The organism is Streptomyces pactum (assembly GCF_016031615.1).
Lineage (GTDB): Bacteria > Actinomycetota > Actinomycetes > Streptomycetales > Streptomycetaceae > Streptomyces > Streptomyces pactus.
This window is the reverse complement of record NZ_JACYXC010000001.1, coordinates 2,482,924-2,500,808: the sequence shown is the minus strand read 5'-3', so window position 1 is coordinate 2,500,808 and position 17,885 is coordinate 2,482,924. Positions and strand designations below refer to the sequence as shown.

At 76.3% G+C, this 17,885-nt stretch carries 12 protein-coding genes and 1 tRNA gene; 3 read left to right on the top strand and 10 right to left on the bottom strand.

The genetic code is table 11. The features are described 5' to 3' along the window. Window positions 1–5: 5 nt before the first annotated feature. A complete protein-coding gene (locus IHE55_RS09630; protein ID WP_197988648.1) occupies window positions 6–1,811 on the bottom strand; it encodes a putative bifunctional diguanylate cyclase/phosphodiesterase in 1,806 nt (601 codons plus the stop codon). A 419-nt stretch (window positions 1,812–2,230) separates the two neighbouring features. Between IHE55_RS09630 and IHE55_RS09625 the strand changes: the two genes are divergently transcribed. Both IHE55_RS09625 and IHE55_RS09620 read left to right on the top strand, forming a co-directional pair. After that, window positions 2,231–3,433, top strand: coding sequence for a M6 family metalloprotease domain-containing protein (locus IHE55_RS09625; RefSeq protein ID WP_197991901.1), 1,203 nt, complete (start codon window positions 2,231–2,233; stop codon window positions 3,431–3,433). Between the two features lie 610 nt (window positions 3,434–4,043). Beyond that, entirely contained in the window at window positions 4,044–4,649 is a 606-nt protein-coding gene (locus IHE55_RS09620; RefSeq protein WP_197991900.1) for a response regulator transcription factor, read from the top strand. Window positions 4,650–4,800: 151 nt separating this feature from the next. On the opposite strand, the gene IHE55_RS09615 is transcribed toward IHE55_RS09620, so the two are convergent. The 4 genes from IHE55_RS09615 to IHE55_RS09600 all read right to left on the bottom strand — a co-directional run bounded on the left by IHE55_RS09615 (window position 4,801) and on the right by IHE55_RS09600 (window position 9,233). Continuing rightward, window positions 4,801–6,039, bottom strand: coding sequence for a sensor histidine kinase (locus tag IHE55_RS09615; protein ID WP_197988647.1), 1,239 nt, complete (start codon window positions 6,037–6,039; stop codon window positions 4,801–4,803). Between the two features lie 180 nt (window positions 6,040–6,219). Next, a complete protein-coding gene (locus tag IHE55_RS09610; RefSeq protein WP_443742621.1) occupies window positions 6,220–8,499 on the bottom strand; it encodes a TOMM precursor leader peptide-binding protein in 2,280 nt (759 codons plus the stop codon). A gap of 117 nt (window positions 8,500–8,616) precedes the next feature. Further along, entirely contained in the window at window positions 8,617–9,030 is a 414-nt protein-coding gene (locus IHE55_RS09605) for a hypothetical protein (protein WP_197988645.1), read from the bottom strand. Window positions 9,031–9,038: 8 nt separating this feature from the next. Continuing rightward, window positions 9,039–9,233, bottom strand: coding sequence for a hypothetical protein (locus tag IHE55_RS09600; protein ID WP_197988644.1), 195 nt, complete (start codon window positions 9,231–9,233; stop codon window positions 9,039–9,041). Window positions 9,234–9,488: 255 nt separating this feature from the next. Between IHE55_RS09600 and IHE55_RS09595 the strand changes: the two genes are divergently transcribed. Continuing rightward, window positions 9,489–10,313, top strand: a complete 825-nt coding sequence (locus IHE55_RS09595) for an AfsR/SARP family transcriptional regulator (RefSeq protein ID WP_197988643.1) — start codon at window positions 9,489–9,491, stop codon at window positions 10,311–10,313. Window positions 10,314–10,914: 601 nt separating this feature from the next. Here the strand turns inward: IHE55_RS09595 and IHE55_RS09590 are convergent. The 5 genes from IHE55_RS09590 to IHE55_RS09570 form a co-directional block, all read right to left on the bottom strand. Further along, window positions 10,915–10,988, bottom strand: a tRNA-Lys gene (locus IHE55_RS09590). A gap of 92 nt (window positions 10,989–11,080) precedes the next feature. Next, entirely contained in the window at window positions 11,081–11,767 is a 687-nt protein-coding gene (locus IHE55_RS09585) for a bifunctional DNA primase/polymerase (RefSeq protein ID WP_307826589.1), read from the bottom strand. A 74-nt stretch (window positions 11,768–11,841) separates the two neighbouring features. Then, on the bottom strand, window positions 11,842–12,210 hold the full coding sequence (locus IHE55_RS09580) for a DUF8844 domain-containing protein (RefSeq protein WP_197988641.1): 369 nt from the start codon (window positions 12,208–12,210) through the stop codon (window positions 11,842–11,844). Window positions 12,211–12,392: 182 nt separating this feature from the next. Beyond that, on the bottom strand, window positions 12,393–13,676 hold the full coding sequence (locus IHE55_RS09575) for an AAA domain-containing protein (protein ID WP_197991899.1): 1,284 nt from the start codon (window positions 13,674–13,676) through the stop codon (window positions 12,393–12,395). Window positions 13,677–13,899: 223 nt separating this feature from the next. Further along, window positions 13,900–15,483: a hypothetical protein gene (locus IHE55_RS09570; RefSeq protein ID WP_197991898.1), complete on the bottom strand. Its 1,584-nt coding sequence runs from the start codon at window positions 15,481–15,483 to the stop codon at window positions 13,900–13,902. Between the last annotated feature and the right edge of the window lie 2,402 nt (window positions 15,484–17,885).

Below are 17,885 nucleotides of genomic sequence, written 5' to 3'. Positions count from 1 at the left end.
CCCGCTCAGCTGCCGCCGACCGCCGTCGCGTAACCGCCGATCATGGCCGAGATCTGCTCCGCCGGCAGCGCCCGGGAGTAGAACCAGCCCTGGCCGGTGTCACAGCCGATCCGGGCGAGCCGTTCGGCCTGCTCCGCGCTCTCCACGCACTCCGCGGTGACCGTCAGGCCGAGCCGGTGGGCCAGCTCCACCAGCGCCTCCACGATCGTCTCGTCCGCCGGGTTGGCCGGCTCCTCCGGCCGGAAGCCGCGGACGAAGGACCCGTCCAGCTTGAGCGTGGAGACCGGCAGCCGGCTCAGATAGGCGAGGTTGGAGTAGCCGGTGCCGAAGTCGTCGATGGCGATGGCCACCCCCATGTCGCTCAGCTGCTGCAACGCCTCCAGCGGCCGGCCGGCCGAGCCCATCACCGCGGACTCGGTCAGCTCCAGCTGCAGCAGGTCCGGCGGCAGCCCGGTCCGGCCCAGGATCGCGCCCACGTCCGCCACCAGGTCCGAGTCCCACACCTGGCGCACCGCCACGTTGACGCTCACCAGCAGCGGTGCCCGGGGGTGGGCCAGCATCCAGTGGCGGGCCTGGCGGCAGGCGGTCTCCAGCACCCAGCGGCCCAGCGGCACGATCGCGCCGTTCTCCTCGGCCAGTGAGATGAACCGATTCGGCGACAGTCTGCCGAACCGCGGGTGCTCCCAGCGCACCAGCGCCTCCACCCCGCGCACCACCCCGTCCACCAGCCCCACCAGGGGCTGGTACTCCAGGACGAACTCCTCCCGCTCCACCGCCGGCCGGAGCGTGCTGGACAGCGCCTGCCGGGTCATCCGGTGGGCGTTGCGCTCCGGGTCGAACAGCGTCCAGCGGGCCTTGCCGTCCGCCTTGGCCCAGTACAGCGTGGTGTCGGCGGCCTGCATCAGCCAGGTGGCGTGGGTCTCGGCGGCGGGCCGCTCCACCAGGCCGATGCTCGCCGAGACCGACAGCCGCTGACCGCCCACGTCGAACGGGCGCTGCAGCGCCGCCAGCACCGTCCGGGCCAGCTCGCACAGCTGCTCGGTGCCCCGGGAGTCCTCGACCAGCAGGGCGAACTCGTCGCCGCCCAGCCGCGCCACCAGGTGGCCGCCGGGCGCGGCGCACTCGGTCAGCCGCTGGGCGACGGCGCCCAGCAGCCGGTCGCCGACCCGGTGCCCGAGCGTGTCGTTGATCGCCTTGAACCCGTCGAGGTCCAGGTAGCACAGGCCGATCCGGCCGGTGCCGTCCCCGGTCCCGGCCGCCTGTCGCAGCGCCGCGGCCAGCCGCTCGAAGAACAGGCTGCGGTTGGGCAGCCGGGTCACCGAGTCGTGCATCTGGAGATGGCGCAGCCGCGCCTGCAGCTCCCGCCGCTCGCTGACGTCCACCAGGGTGAGGAGGAACCCCTCCCCGCCGTCCGGCAGCGGCTCGATCCGCACCTCGGCCCAGCGGGCCCGGCCGCCGCCGGCCGGCTCCAGCCGCCGGGTGCAGGACAGCTGCCGCCGCTCGCCGAGGAGCACCTCGCGGTACTCGCTCCACAGCACCGGGTCCTCCCGCAGGCCCGCCAGCTCCGCCGCGCCGCGCGCGAGAAGGCCGGCGAGATCGGTGCCGAGCAGCTCACGAAGCGCCGGGTTGGCGTCCGTCACCCGGCCGTCGCGGTCCACGACAGCCATCGCCAGGTGTGCGGCGTACCATGCCGCACGGTAGTCACCGGGGGCCGCCCCGCCGCCGTCGATGCCGGGCCGAGTATGACGTTGAGTGATCGTCGGCGGCGTACTGCGGGGCGCGCGACCCTGGCCGTCAGGGGGTCCGCTCACCGTTCGCTCCCGCGTGGTGCTCGTCTCGTACAGGTCTTCTCGGTATCTCACACCGGGCGTCGGATGGACGGTGACGTGCCACCCGAATAGGGAATCCCGCTGGAAATGTGGCGATCATAGAGGCTCTTACTCCGGCCGTTCCAGCAACGCAACCGGAATCTCTGGCGTCGTGATCATGTGTCTGGCCGTTTCTGCTCGACTCTGCACGGACCGAATATCCCGATGACCGACTGTGACCGACAGTTACGTACCCGGCCGCCGATGCTTTCACTCGACCGGCGCAACGGAACAGTGCGTGACGTCCGATTCCCCCGCAGGGTGGATGCGGTGCCCCGAAGTGAGTCCGGGAGGTCGTCGTGGCGCGTCCGCAGCTCCCCGCCCCCGCGGGCCGGCCGTCCCCGCTGCGCCGGGCCGGAGCCATGCTGACCGCACTCGTCGCGGTGGTCGCCACCACCGTCGTCGCAGGTCCGGCGCGTGCCGTGGCCTTCGGCGGCCCCTGCGCGCTGCCCCGCGGCGAGGTTCACCACTCCGAGGGACTGGACACCTGGAACGACGATTACCCGCGGCCGGTACGGTCGCTGGACGCCCTGATGGTCTTCCTCTCCTTTCCGGACTCCGAGCCCTACACCACCCCCGCCCAACTGGTCTCCGACCATTTCCCGGCCACCGCCGATTTCTTCCGCCGCGCCTCGTACGGGCGGTTCCACCTCCGCGTCCACCCCGAGAAACGGTGGATTGCGATGCCGCGGGAGTCCACCGCCTACGCCATACGGCGCGACTGGGCGGCCGACCGCCGTACCGCTTATCTGCGGGACGCGGTGGCCGCGGCCGATCCCCGGGTGGATTTCGCCCGGTACGACCTCGTCTATCTGGTGGCCGACCCGGACGCCCCGGGCATCGACGCCGACGCCACCAAGGTGGTGAACTTCGACGAGCCGCTCACGGCGGACGGCACCCCGCTCCGGCGGCTGGTCACGGTCTTCGAGAACCATCCGCCCGACCGGCACGTACTGGCCCATGAGACCGGGCACGTCTTCGACCTGCCGGACCTCTACCGGCGGCCCGGCGGCGACGACGGCGGCGACTGGGACACCCTGGTCGGCGACTGGGATCTGATGGGCAGCCAGTTCGGCCTGGCTCCCGACCCGTTCGGGTGGCACAAATGGAAACTCGGCTGGATCGGAGAACGGCAGGTCGACTGCGTGCACACCCCCGGGACCACCCTGCACACCCTGGAACCGGTGGGCGCGCCGATGACCGCCGGGGTGCCGGGCACCGACACCCGGACCCGGCTGGTCGTGGTGCGGACCGGCCCCGCCCGGGCGGTGGCGGTGGAGGCGCGCGGCACCTACGGCAACGACGCCGGGATCTGCGCCGAGGGCGTGCTGGTGTACCGGGTGCGCAGCGACGTGGCCTCCGGCGAGGGGCCGGTGCGGGTCCTCGACGGCCACCCGCACAGCGAGGGCTGCCCCGAGGAATCGGTCCACCCGGAGCTGGCGGACGCCCCGCTGGGGGTCGGGGAGCGCCTGGAGGCCGGCACCGACGGGGTCCGGGTCGAGGTGCGCGGGCGGACCACCAGCGGCGCCTGGACGGTGCGGATCACCCGCGACGGCCCGCCCTGACCGGCCGTCCGGACCGCGCTACGCCGTCACGGGGCCCGCGGTCCGGCGCCGCCCGCCGAACCGCGTAGGCGCGAATACGCCGGCCGGTTCGGCGGCGGGGCGCCCCGCCGCCGGGTCGGCTACGGCGGATGGCCCGGGCCGGTCCACCGGCGCGCCGAGCGGCTCCGCGCACCTCCCGGGGCGGCGGGGCGGCGGACCGCCCCGGGCGGGCGCGCCGGAGGCCGGCCGCCGGATGTGCCGCGGTGCCGTCCCGGTGTGATCCGGGCGCCGAACCGGTGCCGTCCCGGTTCGGGGTGATCCGCGAAAGCGCCGCCCGGAGCACCCTTTCGGGATCCGCGGACGGAGCACTTTCGTACACCTGACGCATTCTCGAACTGGTATCCAGAAATCATCCCGGGGAAAGGCGGCGGGAAGTCCGCGCCCACGGTGGAATCCGCCGCGGAGTGCTGCGGCGGGCGAAAGGATTTGGGAATAATCGTATGCGGGGCGGTGGCCGCGGGCGCCGCCCCGCACCGGGGGAGAACTCCCGGGCCGCCGACCGCCGGAACACCGGGGGAGGCGGTCCGGAATGTCGGTGTGTGACGGACCAGAGGGACACTCGGGGGACGACGTGGTCAGAGTTCTCATCGCCGAGGACATGCGGATGCTGCGCCAGGCCCTGGTGGCGCTGCTGGAACTCGAACCCGATATCGACGTGGTGGCCGAGCTGTCGAACGGCTCGGACATCGTGCCGCGCAGCCGGGAACTCCGCCCCGACGTCGCCGTCCTGGACATCGATCTGCCCGGAATGGACGGGCTGTCGGCCGCGGCGGCACTGCACACCGCGGTGCCGGAGTGCCGCACGATGATACTGACCAGCCTGGGCCGGCCCGGCAATCTCCGGCGCGCGCTCGCCGCCCACGTCTCCGGGTTCCTGCTCAAGGACAGCAGCCCCGACACGCTCAGCCACGCGATCCGCTCGGTCGCCAAGGGGGAGCGGGTGATGGACCCGCAGCTGGTCCTGGCCGCGCTCGACGACGAGCCGCAGCCGCTGACCCCGCGCGAACTGGAGGTGCTGCTGCACGCCTCGCAGGGGGAGAACGCGGCGCAGATCGCGGCCCGGCTGTACCTCTCGGCGGGGACCGTACGGAACTACCTGACCTCGGTGGTGACCAAGCTCAACGCCCGCAACCGGGTGGACGCCATCCGGATCGCCCGGGAGGCCGGCTGGCTGTGACCGGCCCGGGCGGCCGCGGCGGTTGCCGGGGCGGCGGTGCCCGTCTGCCGTGCGTGCGCCGGTGTTCGGTCCCGGTGGTGGCCGCCGGCCGGGGCGGGGCGTGGTCGTCGGTGCGGACGGTGCCGGCCTTCGGCCGGGTGCGGCGTGGCCGTCAGGCGGTGACCGCCGGGCCGCACTCCTCGCTGTCCCGGCCCGGTCCGTCCCGCCCGTCCCGTCCGTCCTGCCCGGGTGGTTCGTCGTGCCCGTCCCGCCCGGCCGGCCCGTCCGCCCGGTCCAGCCCCAGCTCGGCGGTGAGTTCGAACCAGCCGTCGGCGGCCCGTACGCCCGCGCCCAGCCGGCCGCCGAGCTGCCCCACCCGGACCCCGAGGTTGCCCAGGCCGCTGCCGCCGTCCGCGCCGTCGTCGCCGTCCGCGGCGAGGATGGTGGACGGTTTGCCCACCCCGTCGTTGGCGAGCACCAGCCGCACCGTGCGGCCGGTGCACACCGCCTCGACCGTGCAGTGCTCCGCCTTGCTGTGCCGCAGCACGTTGGTCAGCCCCTCCCGGAGCACGCTGGCGAGCACGGTGTCCACCAGTTCGGGCAGGTCGGGGCAGTCCAGCCGGACCGAGGTGCGGATGCCGACCGCGGCGAGCATCGAGCGCGCGGTACGGACCTCGGCCGACAGCGACATCCGCCGGTAGCCGCGGGCCACCGAGCGCACGTCCGCCAGCGCCTGGCGCGAGATCTCCAGGATCTCGGTGAGCTCCTGGTGGGCGCGGGAGTGCTGCTCGGGCAGCAGCCGGTGGACCAGTTCACACTTGAGGGTGACGGTGGAGAGGCTGTAGCCGAGCAGGTCGTGGAGGTCGCGGGCGAACCGCAGCCGCTCCTGGTCCACGGCCAGCCGGGCCAGTTCGGCGCGCGACCGGTAGACCTCGGAGACCAGCCCGGTCAGCCGGGACAGTCCGTAGACCACCAGCCCGGTGAGCGCCGTGGAGACCGAGGTGTAGGCGACCTCGCCCCAGCCGAACCCCACCTGGAACAGCAGCGCGTCGGTGCACACCATGATCGCGCCGAAGGCGAGCCAGGAGAGCGGGGCGCGCAGCACCAGCAGCGCGGAGCCGGCGAGGAAGCCGGGCATGCCCAGCCAGGCGTGCTTGAACACCGCGAACGGCAGGAAGGTCAGCAGCGCCTGGATGCCCAGGGTCCAGTGCCGGGCACCGCGCAGCCGGGGGACCAGCCCCGGGAAGGAGTGCGCGAGCTGGAGGGCGAGCAGCACGACGAGGGCGGGCAGCAGGGCGAGCGTCATCAGCGCCGCGTCCAGCAGCTGGGCGGACGGACGGGCGTCCACCGCATAGGTGATCGCCACGCTGAAATATCCGAGCAGGACGACCGCGGTGATGACCACGGCCATACGCGGTGCCAGATCGTCGTGGTACTTCTCCGTCCGGAGCGGCCCCGCGTCACACCCGGCCTCGTCGGGCAAGGGAATGCCCTGCACTAACCCTCCGGAATCTCGAACCGTATGAGGTGGCTTGCCCGAGAGTATCCGAACTCCCGATGGGTGGAGGGAATATTGAGTCACGCTTGAGAATCAGAGGAACAGTGGTACGGGATTGATGTCCCGGTACGCGGTGGGAGCGGAAAGCCGGCCCAGTTCGACCGGGGTGTCGAAGAGCCGTCCGGGCGCGAACCGGGCCCAGTGCGGGCGCAGTCCGGGAACGACCACCCGTACCACCGGCATCCCGAGATCAGGACGGGCCTGATCCAGCGCCAGCAATTCCATTCCGCGCCGCCGCAGCACATCGACGGCCACCGCGATCTGTTCCGCCGCCGGGGCGTCTGGCCGGAAAGCAACCTCGCGGAAATGGGGATCGGGTAGGGCGGGCCGCGCCGCGGTATCGGGGATCAGATACGGATGGGCGGCGACCGTCGCGTCCCGGAACCAGCGCAGCGCGTACCGGTCCGCGGCGGGATACCCGTCCCCGGACGCCGTCCGGCCGGGGGCGGCCGGCCGGGGCGTGCCGGTCGTTCCGGCGGCTCCGCCCGGGGCTGCGGCTCCGGTGGCTCCGGTGGCCTTGTACGGTCCGGGGGTCCCGGTCCCGCGCGCGTCGGCGGCCCGGTGTGCGCCGGCCGCCCGGTGTGCGCCGGCCGCCCGGTGCGGGGCGGCGGGCACCCCGGCGAGCGGCGGCAGCATCTGGTTCAGCTCGGTGAGCGCCCGTTCCAGCGCGGTACCCGCATCGGGGTGGGCGCCGAACCCCATGACGATGTCCTCCGCCGGCTTGTCGGTGCGCCGGGAGAGCGCCGCGACCACCGGGATCCCGAGGTCGCTGGTGAGGTCCAGCGCCCACACCTCGCGGTGGAGCCCGGCGTGCACCTCACGGACCCGGTCGATCCACCGCGCCCGCCGCCCGTCCGCGGCCGCCGGGCCGGCGTCCAGCGGCACGCCCGGCTGCCGGGTGCGGTTGTACCACCACAGCGCCACCGCGTCCCGCTCCACCAGTTCCAGGAAGCCGCGCAGCACGGCGTCGGCCGGTCCGGCGCCCGCCGCCGCGCCGTTGGAGCCGGGCAGGAAGTACCGCCGGCCCGGGGGCTGCGGCACCCCGTGGTAGAGCAGCGCGGTCGGCATCAGCCGGTGCCGGCCGGCGGTCAGCGACCACACCGGTGTCCACTCCACCTCGGCGTCGGACTCGTCGAACGGGTCGCACACCCGGTGCTGCGGGGCGTGCTCGGCGTTCCAGCGGTCCCGGCCGGCGAACTGGCGCGGGTCGAAGAGCTGGACGCTGTCGGGGTGCACGGCCTCCTCCGGGCCGAGGTCGCGGTAGCGCGCCCGGCGGCGGGGCTCGTCCCCGTGGTGGTACCCGCTCAGGTGCTCCAGCGCCTCGCACAGCGCGGCGGCCTCGGCCCGGCCGGCGTCGGTGCCCTTGCCGTACGCGGTGGCGTCCAGCTCGGCCCGTACCGCGTCGAGACCGCCGCCGGGACCGCCCCCGGGAGCGGCCGGCGCGGCGGGGGGCGGGGGGACGGCGGGTGCCGACGGGTCGGGCGGGGTCCCGGCGCCCGGCGGCAGCGGTACGGGCGGCCGGTACGGGGCGTGGAAGCAGTTGAGGTCCGCCGGGCCGCGGGGGTCGCGGCGCAGCTCGGTGACCGGTCCGGTGACCGGGTCCACCAGGTGGCCGAAGCGGCGCAGCAGCGCACGCGGGCCGAGCGGCGCGGGGGAGCCGTCCGCGACCGGATCCAGCGGGGCCCGTACCCGCCGGGCGACCAGCCCGGGGTCCCCGCACCCCGGGCACTGCGGACGGCGGCGCACCGGGTGCCGCTCCCCGCCGGGGGCGAGGCAGCCCAGGGTCCACAGGTCGGCCTGGGACGGGTCCCGGTGGCCGGCGAGCCAGCCGGCGGCCTGCGCGGCGGCGAGCCGGAGGGCGGCGGCCCGGGTCGCCGGTAACGCCGCGGGCGGGCGGGGCACCGGCGCGGTACGGCCGAGCCGGGTCAGCAGCCGGGCCTCCGCCCGCCTCCCGCGCCACAGCCGTTCGGCCAGGCACCACCAGCACGGGCCCCCCGGGTCGCCGAGGAAGGGCCCGAGCCACACCTCGGTGCCCACCGGCCGGACCGGCAGCCAGCGGCGGCCCGCGGCACGGTGCCCGGCGTCGAGCCCGGCCAGCCGCGGGTCCAGGTAGTCGTCGCAGACCACGAGCGTCAGCGGGGCCCCGGACGCGGCGGGGACGCCGCGCAGACCGGCGGCGGCGAGGGCGTCGCGCACCTCCGGGGTGCCGGTGGAGCCCAGGACGCGGACGGCGACCGCCGGGGCGTCGTGACCCGGGGACACGGTGGGCTCGGGCTCCCGGCACGGGGCCGGGGCCCTGGGAAGGGGCGGGATCCTGGGACGGGGCGGGCTCGGGCTCCGGCACGGCCGCGGGGTCCGGGGGTGCGGTGGGTTCGGGCACGGGCCCTGGGCGCGGGCGCCGCGTCACCGGCGGCCGGGACGCCGGCCGCGTCACGGAGACCGGGCGCGGGGGCCGTGGGGCACGGACGACCGGGGTCCGGGCGCGGGGGGCCGCGGTAAGGGGTCCGGGGCGGTCGCCGCGTCCAGGGGCACCGCGGCGGGAGGGGCCAGGCCCGCCAGCGACCAGTAGGCGTCCGAAGGGCCCGGGGGGCGGTCCGCCGTGCTCTCGTACACCAGTCCCGCGGCGCGCAGCCGGGCCAGGACGCGCGCGGCGGTCCCGGCCGGGATCTCACGCGCCGCGTCGGCGAGCACCCGGTCCGCTTCGCGGGTGCCGTCCAGCAGCGGGGCCAGCACCTCGGCTGCCCGGCCGCGCAGGACCGTGACACCGCGCTCCGACACCAGGTGGACACCCTCCCCCGGGACCCGTGCCACGCCCAGGTGGGGTGCGAAGCGCAGCGTACCCACCAGGGTGCTCAGCCGGCGGCGACGGTGCAGATGCAGATCCGCGGCGGGGGCATCCGCAGCCCGCCCTCGGAGAGGTCTTCGATCAGAAGTCCGTCAACCGGCATTGACCATTCCGTGTCGGTCGCCCGTTCGGGACGGTCCGTCGTGGTCGGGTGGTCCGCCGCGCCCGGCCCGGCGGGCGGGAGTGCGATGGCGCTGCTCATGGGGGTTTCTCCTCGACGTGCACGGTGGTTCCGGCCAGCGGCCCGGGGTGAAAAAGTCACATGGGGCCGGTGACGCTGTCATAACCAGGGTGTGAGCTTGTCATGGGGACCGCCACCCAGGATTCATATGGAGATCGGGAATCCGGCACTGGCCCGCCGCACCACCGGCGCGCGAGGCTCGTAGATGCCCCATTGGCGTGGACCGCCGCCAGGGGTATCCGACGGATGTGTGACGGGTGACGGAGGTACGGAACCATGGACATCAAGCTGTTGGGGCCGCTGAGTGTCGAGGCCTGCGGTCAGTCGATCGTGCCCACCGCGGGGAAGCCGCGGCAGATCCTCGCGCTCCTCTCCGTATACGCCAACCAGATGCTGCCGGTTCCCACGCTGATGGAGGAGATCTGGGGCAGCGACATGCCGCGCAGCGCGCTCACCACCCTGCAGACGTACATCCTCCAGCTGCGCCGCAGGATCGCCGCCGCCTACGGCCCGCAGGCCCCGCAGGCGTCCAAGGACGTTCTCGCCACCCGCTACGGCGGTTACCTGCTGGAGGCCGAGCCGGGCTCGGTGGACGTCCAGGAGTACGACCGGCTGGTATCCGCCGGGAACGACGCGCTGGACGCGGGCGACGATGTGCAGGCGTCCCTGCTCTTCCGGCAGGCGCTGTCCGTCTGGCGCGGCCCGGCGCTGGTGGACGTCCGGGTCGGACCCATCCTGGAGATCGAGGTGGCGCGGCTGGAGGAGAGCCGGCTGGGGGTGCTGGAGCGGCGCATCGAGGCCGACCTGCGGCTGGGGCGGCACGCCGCGCTGCTCACCGAACTGACCGAGCTGACCGCCCGTCACCCGCTGCACGAGGGGCTGCACGCCCAGTGCATGGCCGCCCTCTACCGGGCCGGCCGGCCCTGGCAGGCGCTGGAGGTCTACCAGGGGCTGCGCGCCCGGCTGGTGGAGGACCTGGGGCTGGAGCCCTCACCGCGGCTGCAGAAGCTCCAGCAGGCGGTGCTCGCCTCGGACCCGGCGCTCGACTTCGACCTCGGTGCCGGCTGGCGGCGGCCGGTGCTCGACCTCTTCGCCGCCTGACCCGGCGGCCGCGGGCCGCCCGCCGCGGGTTCCGGGCCGGACGTCCTCCCCGTCCGGCGGCCGGTTCCCCGGTCCGGGCCCGGTTCCCCGGTGCCCGCGCGGCCGGATGACCCGGCGAGCGCCGCCCGCGCCCCCCTTCGCCACGGTGAAGCGTCCCGGCCACCCCCTCCCTGCCGGGTCGCGCCCTCGGCTCCGCTTCCCGCCCGGCCCGTCCCGGGAAGCGGAGCCGAGCTGCGTCCCGCGGTCACCGGCCGGCCGACCGGCCGAGGGGGCTGCCCGGGCCGCGCGGCGCACCCCTCCCGGTCGCGGCCGGGGCGCCGGTGGTCCTGGGCGGGGTGCCGGTGCCTGAAGCGGGGTACCGGTGCGCGGGCGCGGGGTGCCGTTGCCGGCGCCGGCGGTACCGGGGCGCTGCCGGTACGTCCGCCGGCCGCCGGCGGGTACCGGGGCGCGGCCGGTACCGTCCGCCGGCGGGGTGCCGGGGAGCGGCCGCGAACGTCCCCCGACGGGTGCCGGGGCGTGCACCGGCCGGACCTGCCGGGAACAGGGCGCCGGGCAGCACGAAGAAGGCCCTCCACCGTGGTGGAGGGCCTTCTTCCGTCGGTGCGCCGCCAGGGACTCGAACCCCGGACCCGCTGATTAAGAGTCAGCTGCTCTAACCAACTGAGCTAGCGGCGCCTGCTGACGTAGAAGACCTTAGCACCCTGGTCAGGAGGAACGAAAATCCGTCCCCGCACGCCCTCCCGGCAGCCCCGCGCCGCCCGGCCGGATCACCGTGGGGAGAGGGCGAAACCCCTGGCCACGGCGGTGCGCCCGGCGGCCGTGGACATGCTTCGAGCGGCCCGGACGCAGGCCCAGAGGAGCACGTCGGCCCCCGGCAGCCAGGGGTGGCGGACATCCGGCGCGACCAGCCAGCGGGACGCGGCGAGGGCGTCCGGCTCGGCCGTCTCGTCCGGGCGCAGCGGCGGCACGGTCACCGCGTCCCCGGTGCCGTGGCACAGCAGTGCCGGAGCCTCCCCGCCCCACTCCTCCCAGCGCAGCAGGGCGGGCAGCCGCTGGGCGGTGCCGGGCGCCGCGAACATCAGCACCCTGCCCCGCTGCGTCCCGACCGGACCGGTCCCGGGCCCGTCGGCCCACAACCGGCTGACCATCCGGCGGCCGAAGAGGGCGGGGGCGCTGATGATGTCGAAGACCGTGCCGCAGGGCAGCACGATCGGCGCGGTGGGGCGCTCCGCCCACAGGGCGTGAACGCTGCGCGGGAAGCGGCTGGCCGAGGCGAGCCAGGCGGCTCCTGCGCTGGTGACGTGGGCGGCAGTCTGGGTTTCCCGGGGCCATGTGGTCATGGCTCCACCTTCGCGGACCGGCCCGGGACGGTTTTTCTGAACAGGGAAATCCGGGACATGCGCGGGCGGGGCGGAGTATCTTGCCCCGAACGCACATGCCAATGGCTCATCCACGGGGCCACTCGGGGCCACGCCGAATCCGCGCCGAGTCCGCTGCGGAACCCGGCCCGCGGCGGGCGCCGGCCGGATCACTCCTGGCGGTCCTCCTCGCGCAGCAGCTCCCGGCCGAACTCCACCATCTTCCGGGCGTAGTCCTCGGTCCACTCCGCCCGCTCGGCGATGAGCGCCGGCCGCAGCCGGTCGAAGCGCCGCGGGTCGGCCAGCTGCGCCGCGGCGATCGCCTGGAACTCCATCGCCCGGTCGGTGGCCGCGCGGAAGGCGAGCGCCAGCTCGGTGGAGCGGTCCAGCAGCTGCAACGGGTCCTCGATGGATTCCAGGTCGAAGAAGTGCTCGGGGTCGGACGTGGCCTCGGTCGGCTCGAAGAGCAGGGGCGCGGGCTTCATACGTCGCTCGGAGCCCTCGGCGCGTGGGCGGGGAGCCGACTGCGGCTCGGTCATGTACGTACCTCCCGGATCGTGTGCCGCATTCCATTGTCCCGCCGCGCTTCGCCGCATCCGGCACGGCGGCGGAGACCCCATCGCCTCCCGGGCCCGGACCGGCCAGCGGCCGGGGGCCAGGGCTGCCGCCCGCTCGGACGGCAGGACGGCCGGTTGGGCCCGACCCGCCCAGGGCCCGCGGCTCACGGCCGCCAGGCCACCCGGTGTCCGGCGAGGTGGGCCAGGACGGCGTGGTGAGCCTCCCAGCCGTCCGGGAACTTCACCGTCACCCCCAGCTGCACCGGCTCGGCCGAGGGGTGTTCGTCCAGCAGCTCGGTCACCCCGGCCCGGCAGACCACCACACAGGCGTGCCGGTGCCGGGAGGCGAGCACGCACAACCGGCCGGTCTCCAGGTGGAACGCGGTCGCGTCGGGCCGCCCGGACAGCGGGTGGAGCACCACCGTCACGTCGAACTCCCGGCCCTGGAGCCGGTTGGCGGTGTCCACCGCGACACCGGTCACGCCCACCGCGGCCAGCGCCGCCCGTACCGCCGCCGCCTGGTCCCGGTGGGCGGTGCCGACCGCGATCCGGTCCGCGGTCACCGGCACCGGATCCGGGCCGCGCTCGCTGGTCGCCGTCGCCCCGCGGTCCAGCAGCCGGCGCACCACGGCCGCCACCGCCGCCACCGCCTCCGGGTCGGTGCGCGGGGTGCGGCGGGCGGGCAGCTCCAGCAGGCCCCAGCCCGACCCGGCCGCCTCGTCCAGCACCCGGTCCGGTCCGGAACCGTCCGAGGCCACCGCGAACGACAGCCGCCGGTCCCCGGGGCCGGTGCCGCTGCGGAACGGGGTGAACGGGTAGAACGCCGCCGACACCAGCGGCGCCGCCGACGCCGGCAGCCGCCAGGACACCGGCAGCCGGTGCTGCGGCAGCTGCGGATTGTGCGCCAGCAGCGTGGACACCGCGCTCGCCGACGGGTCGTACGACAGGCCCGCCCACTGGTCGGTGCCGACCGCGCTGAACGGGTCGAGCTGGCCCGGGTCGCCGACGAACAGCGCCCGCTCGAACAGCCCCGCGACCGCGAGCAGCGCGTCCGAGCGCATCTGGTACGCCTCGTCCACGATCGCGTGCCGCCACGGCTCGACGTTCCGGGTGTGCGCCCACTTCGCCGCGGTGGAGACGACCACGTCGAGCCCCGCCAGCTCCGCCACCTTGGCCGAGGTCACCACCTTCGGGTGCCGGTCGAGGACCGGGTCGTACGGGTTGGCATCGCTGCTGTGCAGCCGCCCGACCGGCAGCTCCGGGTCCTCCCGGGCCAGCCGGTCCACCAGGTCGTCCACCTGCGCGTTGGTCTGCGCGACCACCATCAGCGGCCGGCCGGCCGCGACCAGCTCACGGGCCGCCCGCACCACCAGCGTGGACTTGCCCGCGCCCGGCGGGGAGTCCACCACCACACCGCGGTGCGCGCCGTGCAGGGTGTCGTGGAGGATCGCCTCGGTGGCCCGCGCGGCGGCCTCGGCCGGGTCGAACCCCGGGGCCGGGCCGCCGTCCGGCGCGGTGCCCGCACCGGCTCCGGCCGGGCCCGGGTGCGACGGACCGGGACCCGTCGCGCCGGTCTCCGCGGGCACCGGGCCCGGCGTCCGGGGGCGCGTCGCTCCCCTGCTCAGCTCGGCCACGGTGCTCCTCCACGGCCGGGGGCGGACGGCGTACGGATCACAGGAAGTCCTCCTCGGTCACCGGGTCGGGGGCCACGGCCGTCCCGTCGGCCGCGGCCGGGGGCCCGCCGTGGGTCCACGGGGTCTGCTCCGGGCCGGGCAGCTCCGGACCGCCGCGGGGCGCGTGCTCGAAGAGCGTCCAGCACACCTGGTCGCCCTTCTCCGGGACGGTGCCCGGGTCGGGGTCGCGGCCCCGGCCCATGCCGCCGGTCAGCCGGACCACGAGCCCACCGCCCGGCGCGTGCCCGGCGAACTCCGCGGTCTGCGTCCGGCCGTCCGGCAGCGCCCGGTACAGCTTCGACTCCGCGGTCAGGTGCGGCTGGTCCTCGGTGACCACCGTCACCAGGGGGCGCGGGCGGGGCACCTTCGCCTCCGTCCACACCATCTCCACCTCGCCGACCTGCCCGGCGAACGCCTCCCCGGCCAGCCGCCGCTCGGCCATCACCAGCGGGTCGTCCAGCGCCTCCTGGGCGTCCAGCTGCGCCTGCGCGGTCTCCCGGGCCAGCAGCTTCTGCGCCGCGGTCACCGCGTCGTCCCGCTTGGGCTGCGGCGGCTCGCCGGCCCGGACGCGGTCCCGGTGCGCGGTGTACGACCAGCGGTCCCGCTTCCAGCGCTCGGCGACCCGCGCACCGGGCGGCAGCGCCGCCAGCAGGTCCACCGCCCGCCACACCGCGTCCCAGACCGGCCGCAGCTGCGAGGCGACCAGGTCGCGCACCTCCTCCTCGGCCCGCCGCAGCGGCCCGGCCGCGCCCGGCCGGCCCTCGGCGGCCGCGGCGCGCGCCGCGTCGTAGCGCCGCACCGCCGGGGCCAGCCGGATGTTGTCGAAGACCGGGTCGGTGGCCGGGCCCGCGGGCGGGAACTCCAGCAGCCCCTCGGCGGTCCGGCCCAGCTCCGCCCGGAGCGCCGCCTCCGCGCCGGTCGTGCCCGGCGGCGGGTCGATCCAGCCCAGCAGCGCACCCAGGTGCTGGTCCTCCAGCACGCTCTGGCCGGTGGCCCAGTGGCGGCCCAGCAGCCCGGTCACCGGCAGCAGCAGGGAGGAACCTGGCACCCGCGACCGTTCGCCGTAGTGCGTCAGCCAGCGGCCGAGCAGCGGGACCCGCGGGGGTGCGGGGTACGGCGCGGACGGGTCCTGCTCGGCGGTCCGGCGGAACCGCATCGACCGCCCCAGCAGCCGCACGTACTCCACGCCGGGGCCGCTGGGCACCAGCAGCTGCGGGGCGTCCCGGCACAGCTCCACCTCGACCGGGACCTTCTTGCCGGTCTCCGGGTCGGTCTCCTTGCGCATCTCCGTCTCGACGTCGTCGGCGTATCCGTCGAGGTACGGCAGCATCTCCTCGGCCAGCTCGGCGAGGAAGGCGAACCGCAGGTCACGGTCGCGCGGCTGGGCCACCACCAGCAGCCGCGGGGCGTCCCGGTCGGTCCCTACCAGCGCGCCCAGCGGCGCCCCGGCTTCGCCGGCGGTGGTGAGCGGCACGAAGACCATCGGCCGGCCGGAGAGGTGACGGTGCCGCACCGTGGTCAGCGGCTGGGCCCGCCCCGCGCGGACGGCCTCCATCCGGGCGAGTGTGGTCATCAGCGACATACCGGCTCCCCTGTCGGTACGTGGGCGGGTGCGGGTGGGATCGGGGGTGAGAGGGACGGGGTCGGGGGCGGGGGTGGTACGCACGGGACCGGTGGTGCCGGGCGGGCCGGTGGTGCCGGTGGTGCTGCTTGTGGTGCCGGCGACGTGGGTGGTGCCTGGCGGGCCACCGGTGCGTGCGGTGCTCGCCGGGCCTGTGTTGCTGGGCGCGCCTGTGATGCCGACCGGGCCGCCGGTGCGTGGGGTGCCGACCGGACCGGTGGTGCCGGGCGGGCCTGCGGTGCCGGCACCACCGGCACGGCGGACCTCGGCGCGGGCCGGGCCGACGGCGTGGCCCTGGACGGCCGGGGCAGGGGTGCCGGGCGCTCGGGTACGCGGAACCCGGCCCCCGGGACGGGCACCGGCGCGTGCGGGGGCACGAGGGCGGCCGCCGGGCGGCGCGTCGCGCGGGCCGCCGGTGCGGACCGGGGCGCACCGCGACGCGCCGGGCGGCCCACCGGTCCGGTCCGGTACGCCTCGGTCAGCGGCATCCGGGGGTCCCCTCCGGCTGCTCGGACGCGCGGAACGCCAGGGCCTCGGCGCGCAGTGCCGCCGCCCGCCGCAGCGCCTGCACGGCGGGGTCTTCGTCCGCCCATCCGTCCGTGCCGTCGCCGCCACCACCGGCACGCGGGCCGCCGTCGCCGGGCGTGCGGGAGCCGTGCGCACCGGCGGTGCCTGGGCCTCTCCCGCCGCCGGACACGTCCGGACCGTCGCTGTCCTCGGATCCGCCCGGGCCGTTGCTGTCGCCGGACCGGCCGGAGCCGTCCCCGTCGCCGACCGTGCCCGGGCCCTCCCGCAGGCCCCCGCCCCGGCCGTCCCCGGAGGACCCGTCCGGGCCGTCGTGGCCGTGGGGCGGGCCGCCGTCGCCGGGGGCGGGCGGTCACCGCCGTACGGCAGGCCGGAGCCGGTGCGGCAGCCCGGGGCGGGGGTGTGGCCGTCCGGGGCGGGGGCCCGCCGGGCGGCCGCGAGTACCGCGTCCACCGTGGTCAGCCCGCCCAGCTCACCCCGTACGCCCCGGCCCAGGGCCTCCACGGAGCCGGCCGCCCGGGCCCGCTCCCGGCAGTGGAAGGCCAGCTCGCAGGAGGCCAGGCACTCCGGCGCGTACGCCGCCTCCACCGCGTCCACCGCGGCGGCCAGCTCCGCGGCGGGCCGGGTGGGCGTCCGGCCGTCCTCCGCCGGCCGCAGGTCGAAGGTGAGGTCCTCGGGCAGCCCGGCGGTGATCTCCTCGATCCGGGTCAGCCGGGCGAGCTGGCGGCGGGTGACGGCCAGCTGCTTGCGGACGTCCAGCAGCTCCGCGGTGGGCAGGTTGGAGAAGTCCTTGGGACAGACCAGCAGCACCCGGTGGTGCACCCGGCTCGCTCCGGTACGCGGGGCCCCTTCGCCCTGTGCGCCGACCGCGGCCGGTGCGGTGCCCGGGGCGGCGGAGGCGGCCGGCGAGACAGCGGCGGTCCGCGGCCCGGGGAGGTCCACGGCCGGCGCCCGGCCGCTCCCGTCCCCGGCGGGATCGCCGCTCCCGTCCCCGTCGGGATCGCCGCTCCCGTTCCCGGCAGGACCGGTGGGCGTGTCCCCGGCGGGACCGGTGGCCGGGCCTACGGCGCCGGCACCGCCGGTGGTCCCGGGGCCCGGACCGTGCTCCGGCCCGTCGCCGGACCCGCCGTCCTGCTCCGGCCGCTCGCGGAGCCGGTCACCGTCCCCGTCGCCGGCGGCCGGCGGGACCAGGGTCAGGACCGGTGCCGCCGCAGCCGCCGGCCGGGCGGCGGGGGGCGTCCCGGGCCGGTCGTCCAGCCGGTCCGCCACCCGCTCCAGCCCGAGCACGTACACCGCGGCCTGGCGCGCCGCCGCTCCCACCTTGGCGGGGTCGGCCGCGCCGTCCACCACCGGGAAGGACTTGATCTCGATCACGGTCCAGCCGCCGTCCGGGTGGACCACCACCGCGTCCGGCTCCAGGAAGACCGGCGACCCGGCCACGTCCAGGGTGACCATCGGGTGGTCCAGCAGGGCCCAGCGCCCGGCCGCGGTGGCGTCCCGCAGGGCCAGCGCGGTCCGCGCGGTACGGCCCTCGGGCCCGGCGGCGGTCAGGTCGGGGGTGTCGATGTCGCCCGGCTCCGGGGCGGGCAGGCCGCGGGCCGCGCCGCCCAGCCGCTCGTACAGCAGGCGCAGCAGCTCCCCACCGCCGTCCGCCTTCACCCGGGCCTCGAACATGTTGCCGCGCTGGTGCGCGAACTGGGACTGCCCGAACGTCGCCGGCGACCCCAGCGCACCGGCCAGCGCCCGCTTGTCCACCCCGGCGCCGTCCAGCAGGGTGCGGCGGCGGCAGCCGGGGTTGGCGGCGAGGGCGGCGAGCGCCCGGGCGTCCAGCGGGCGTG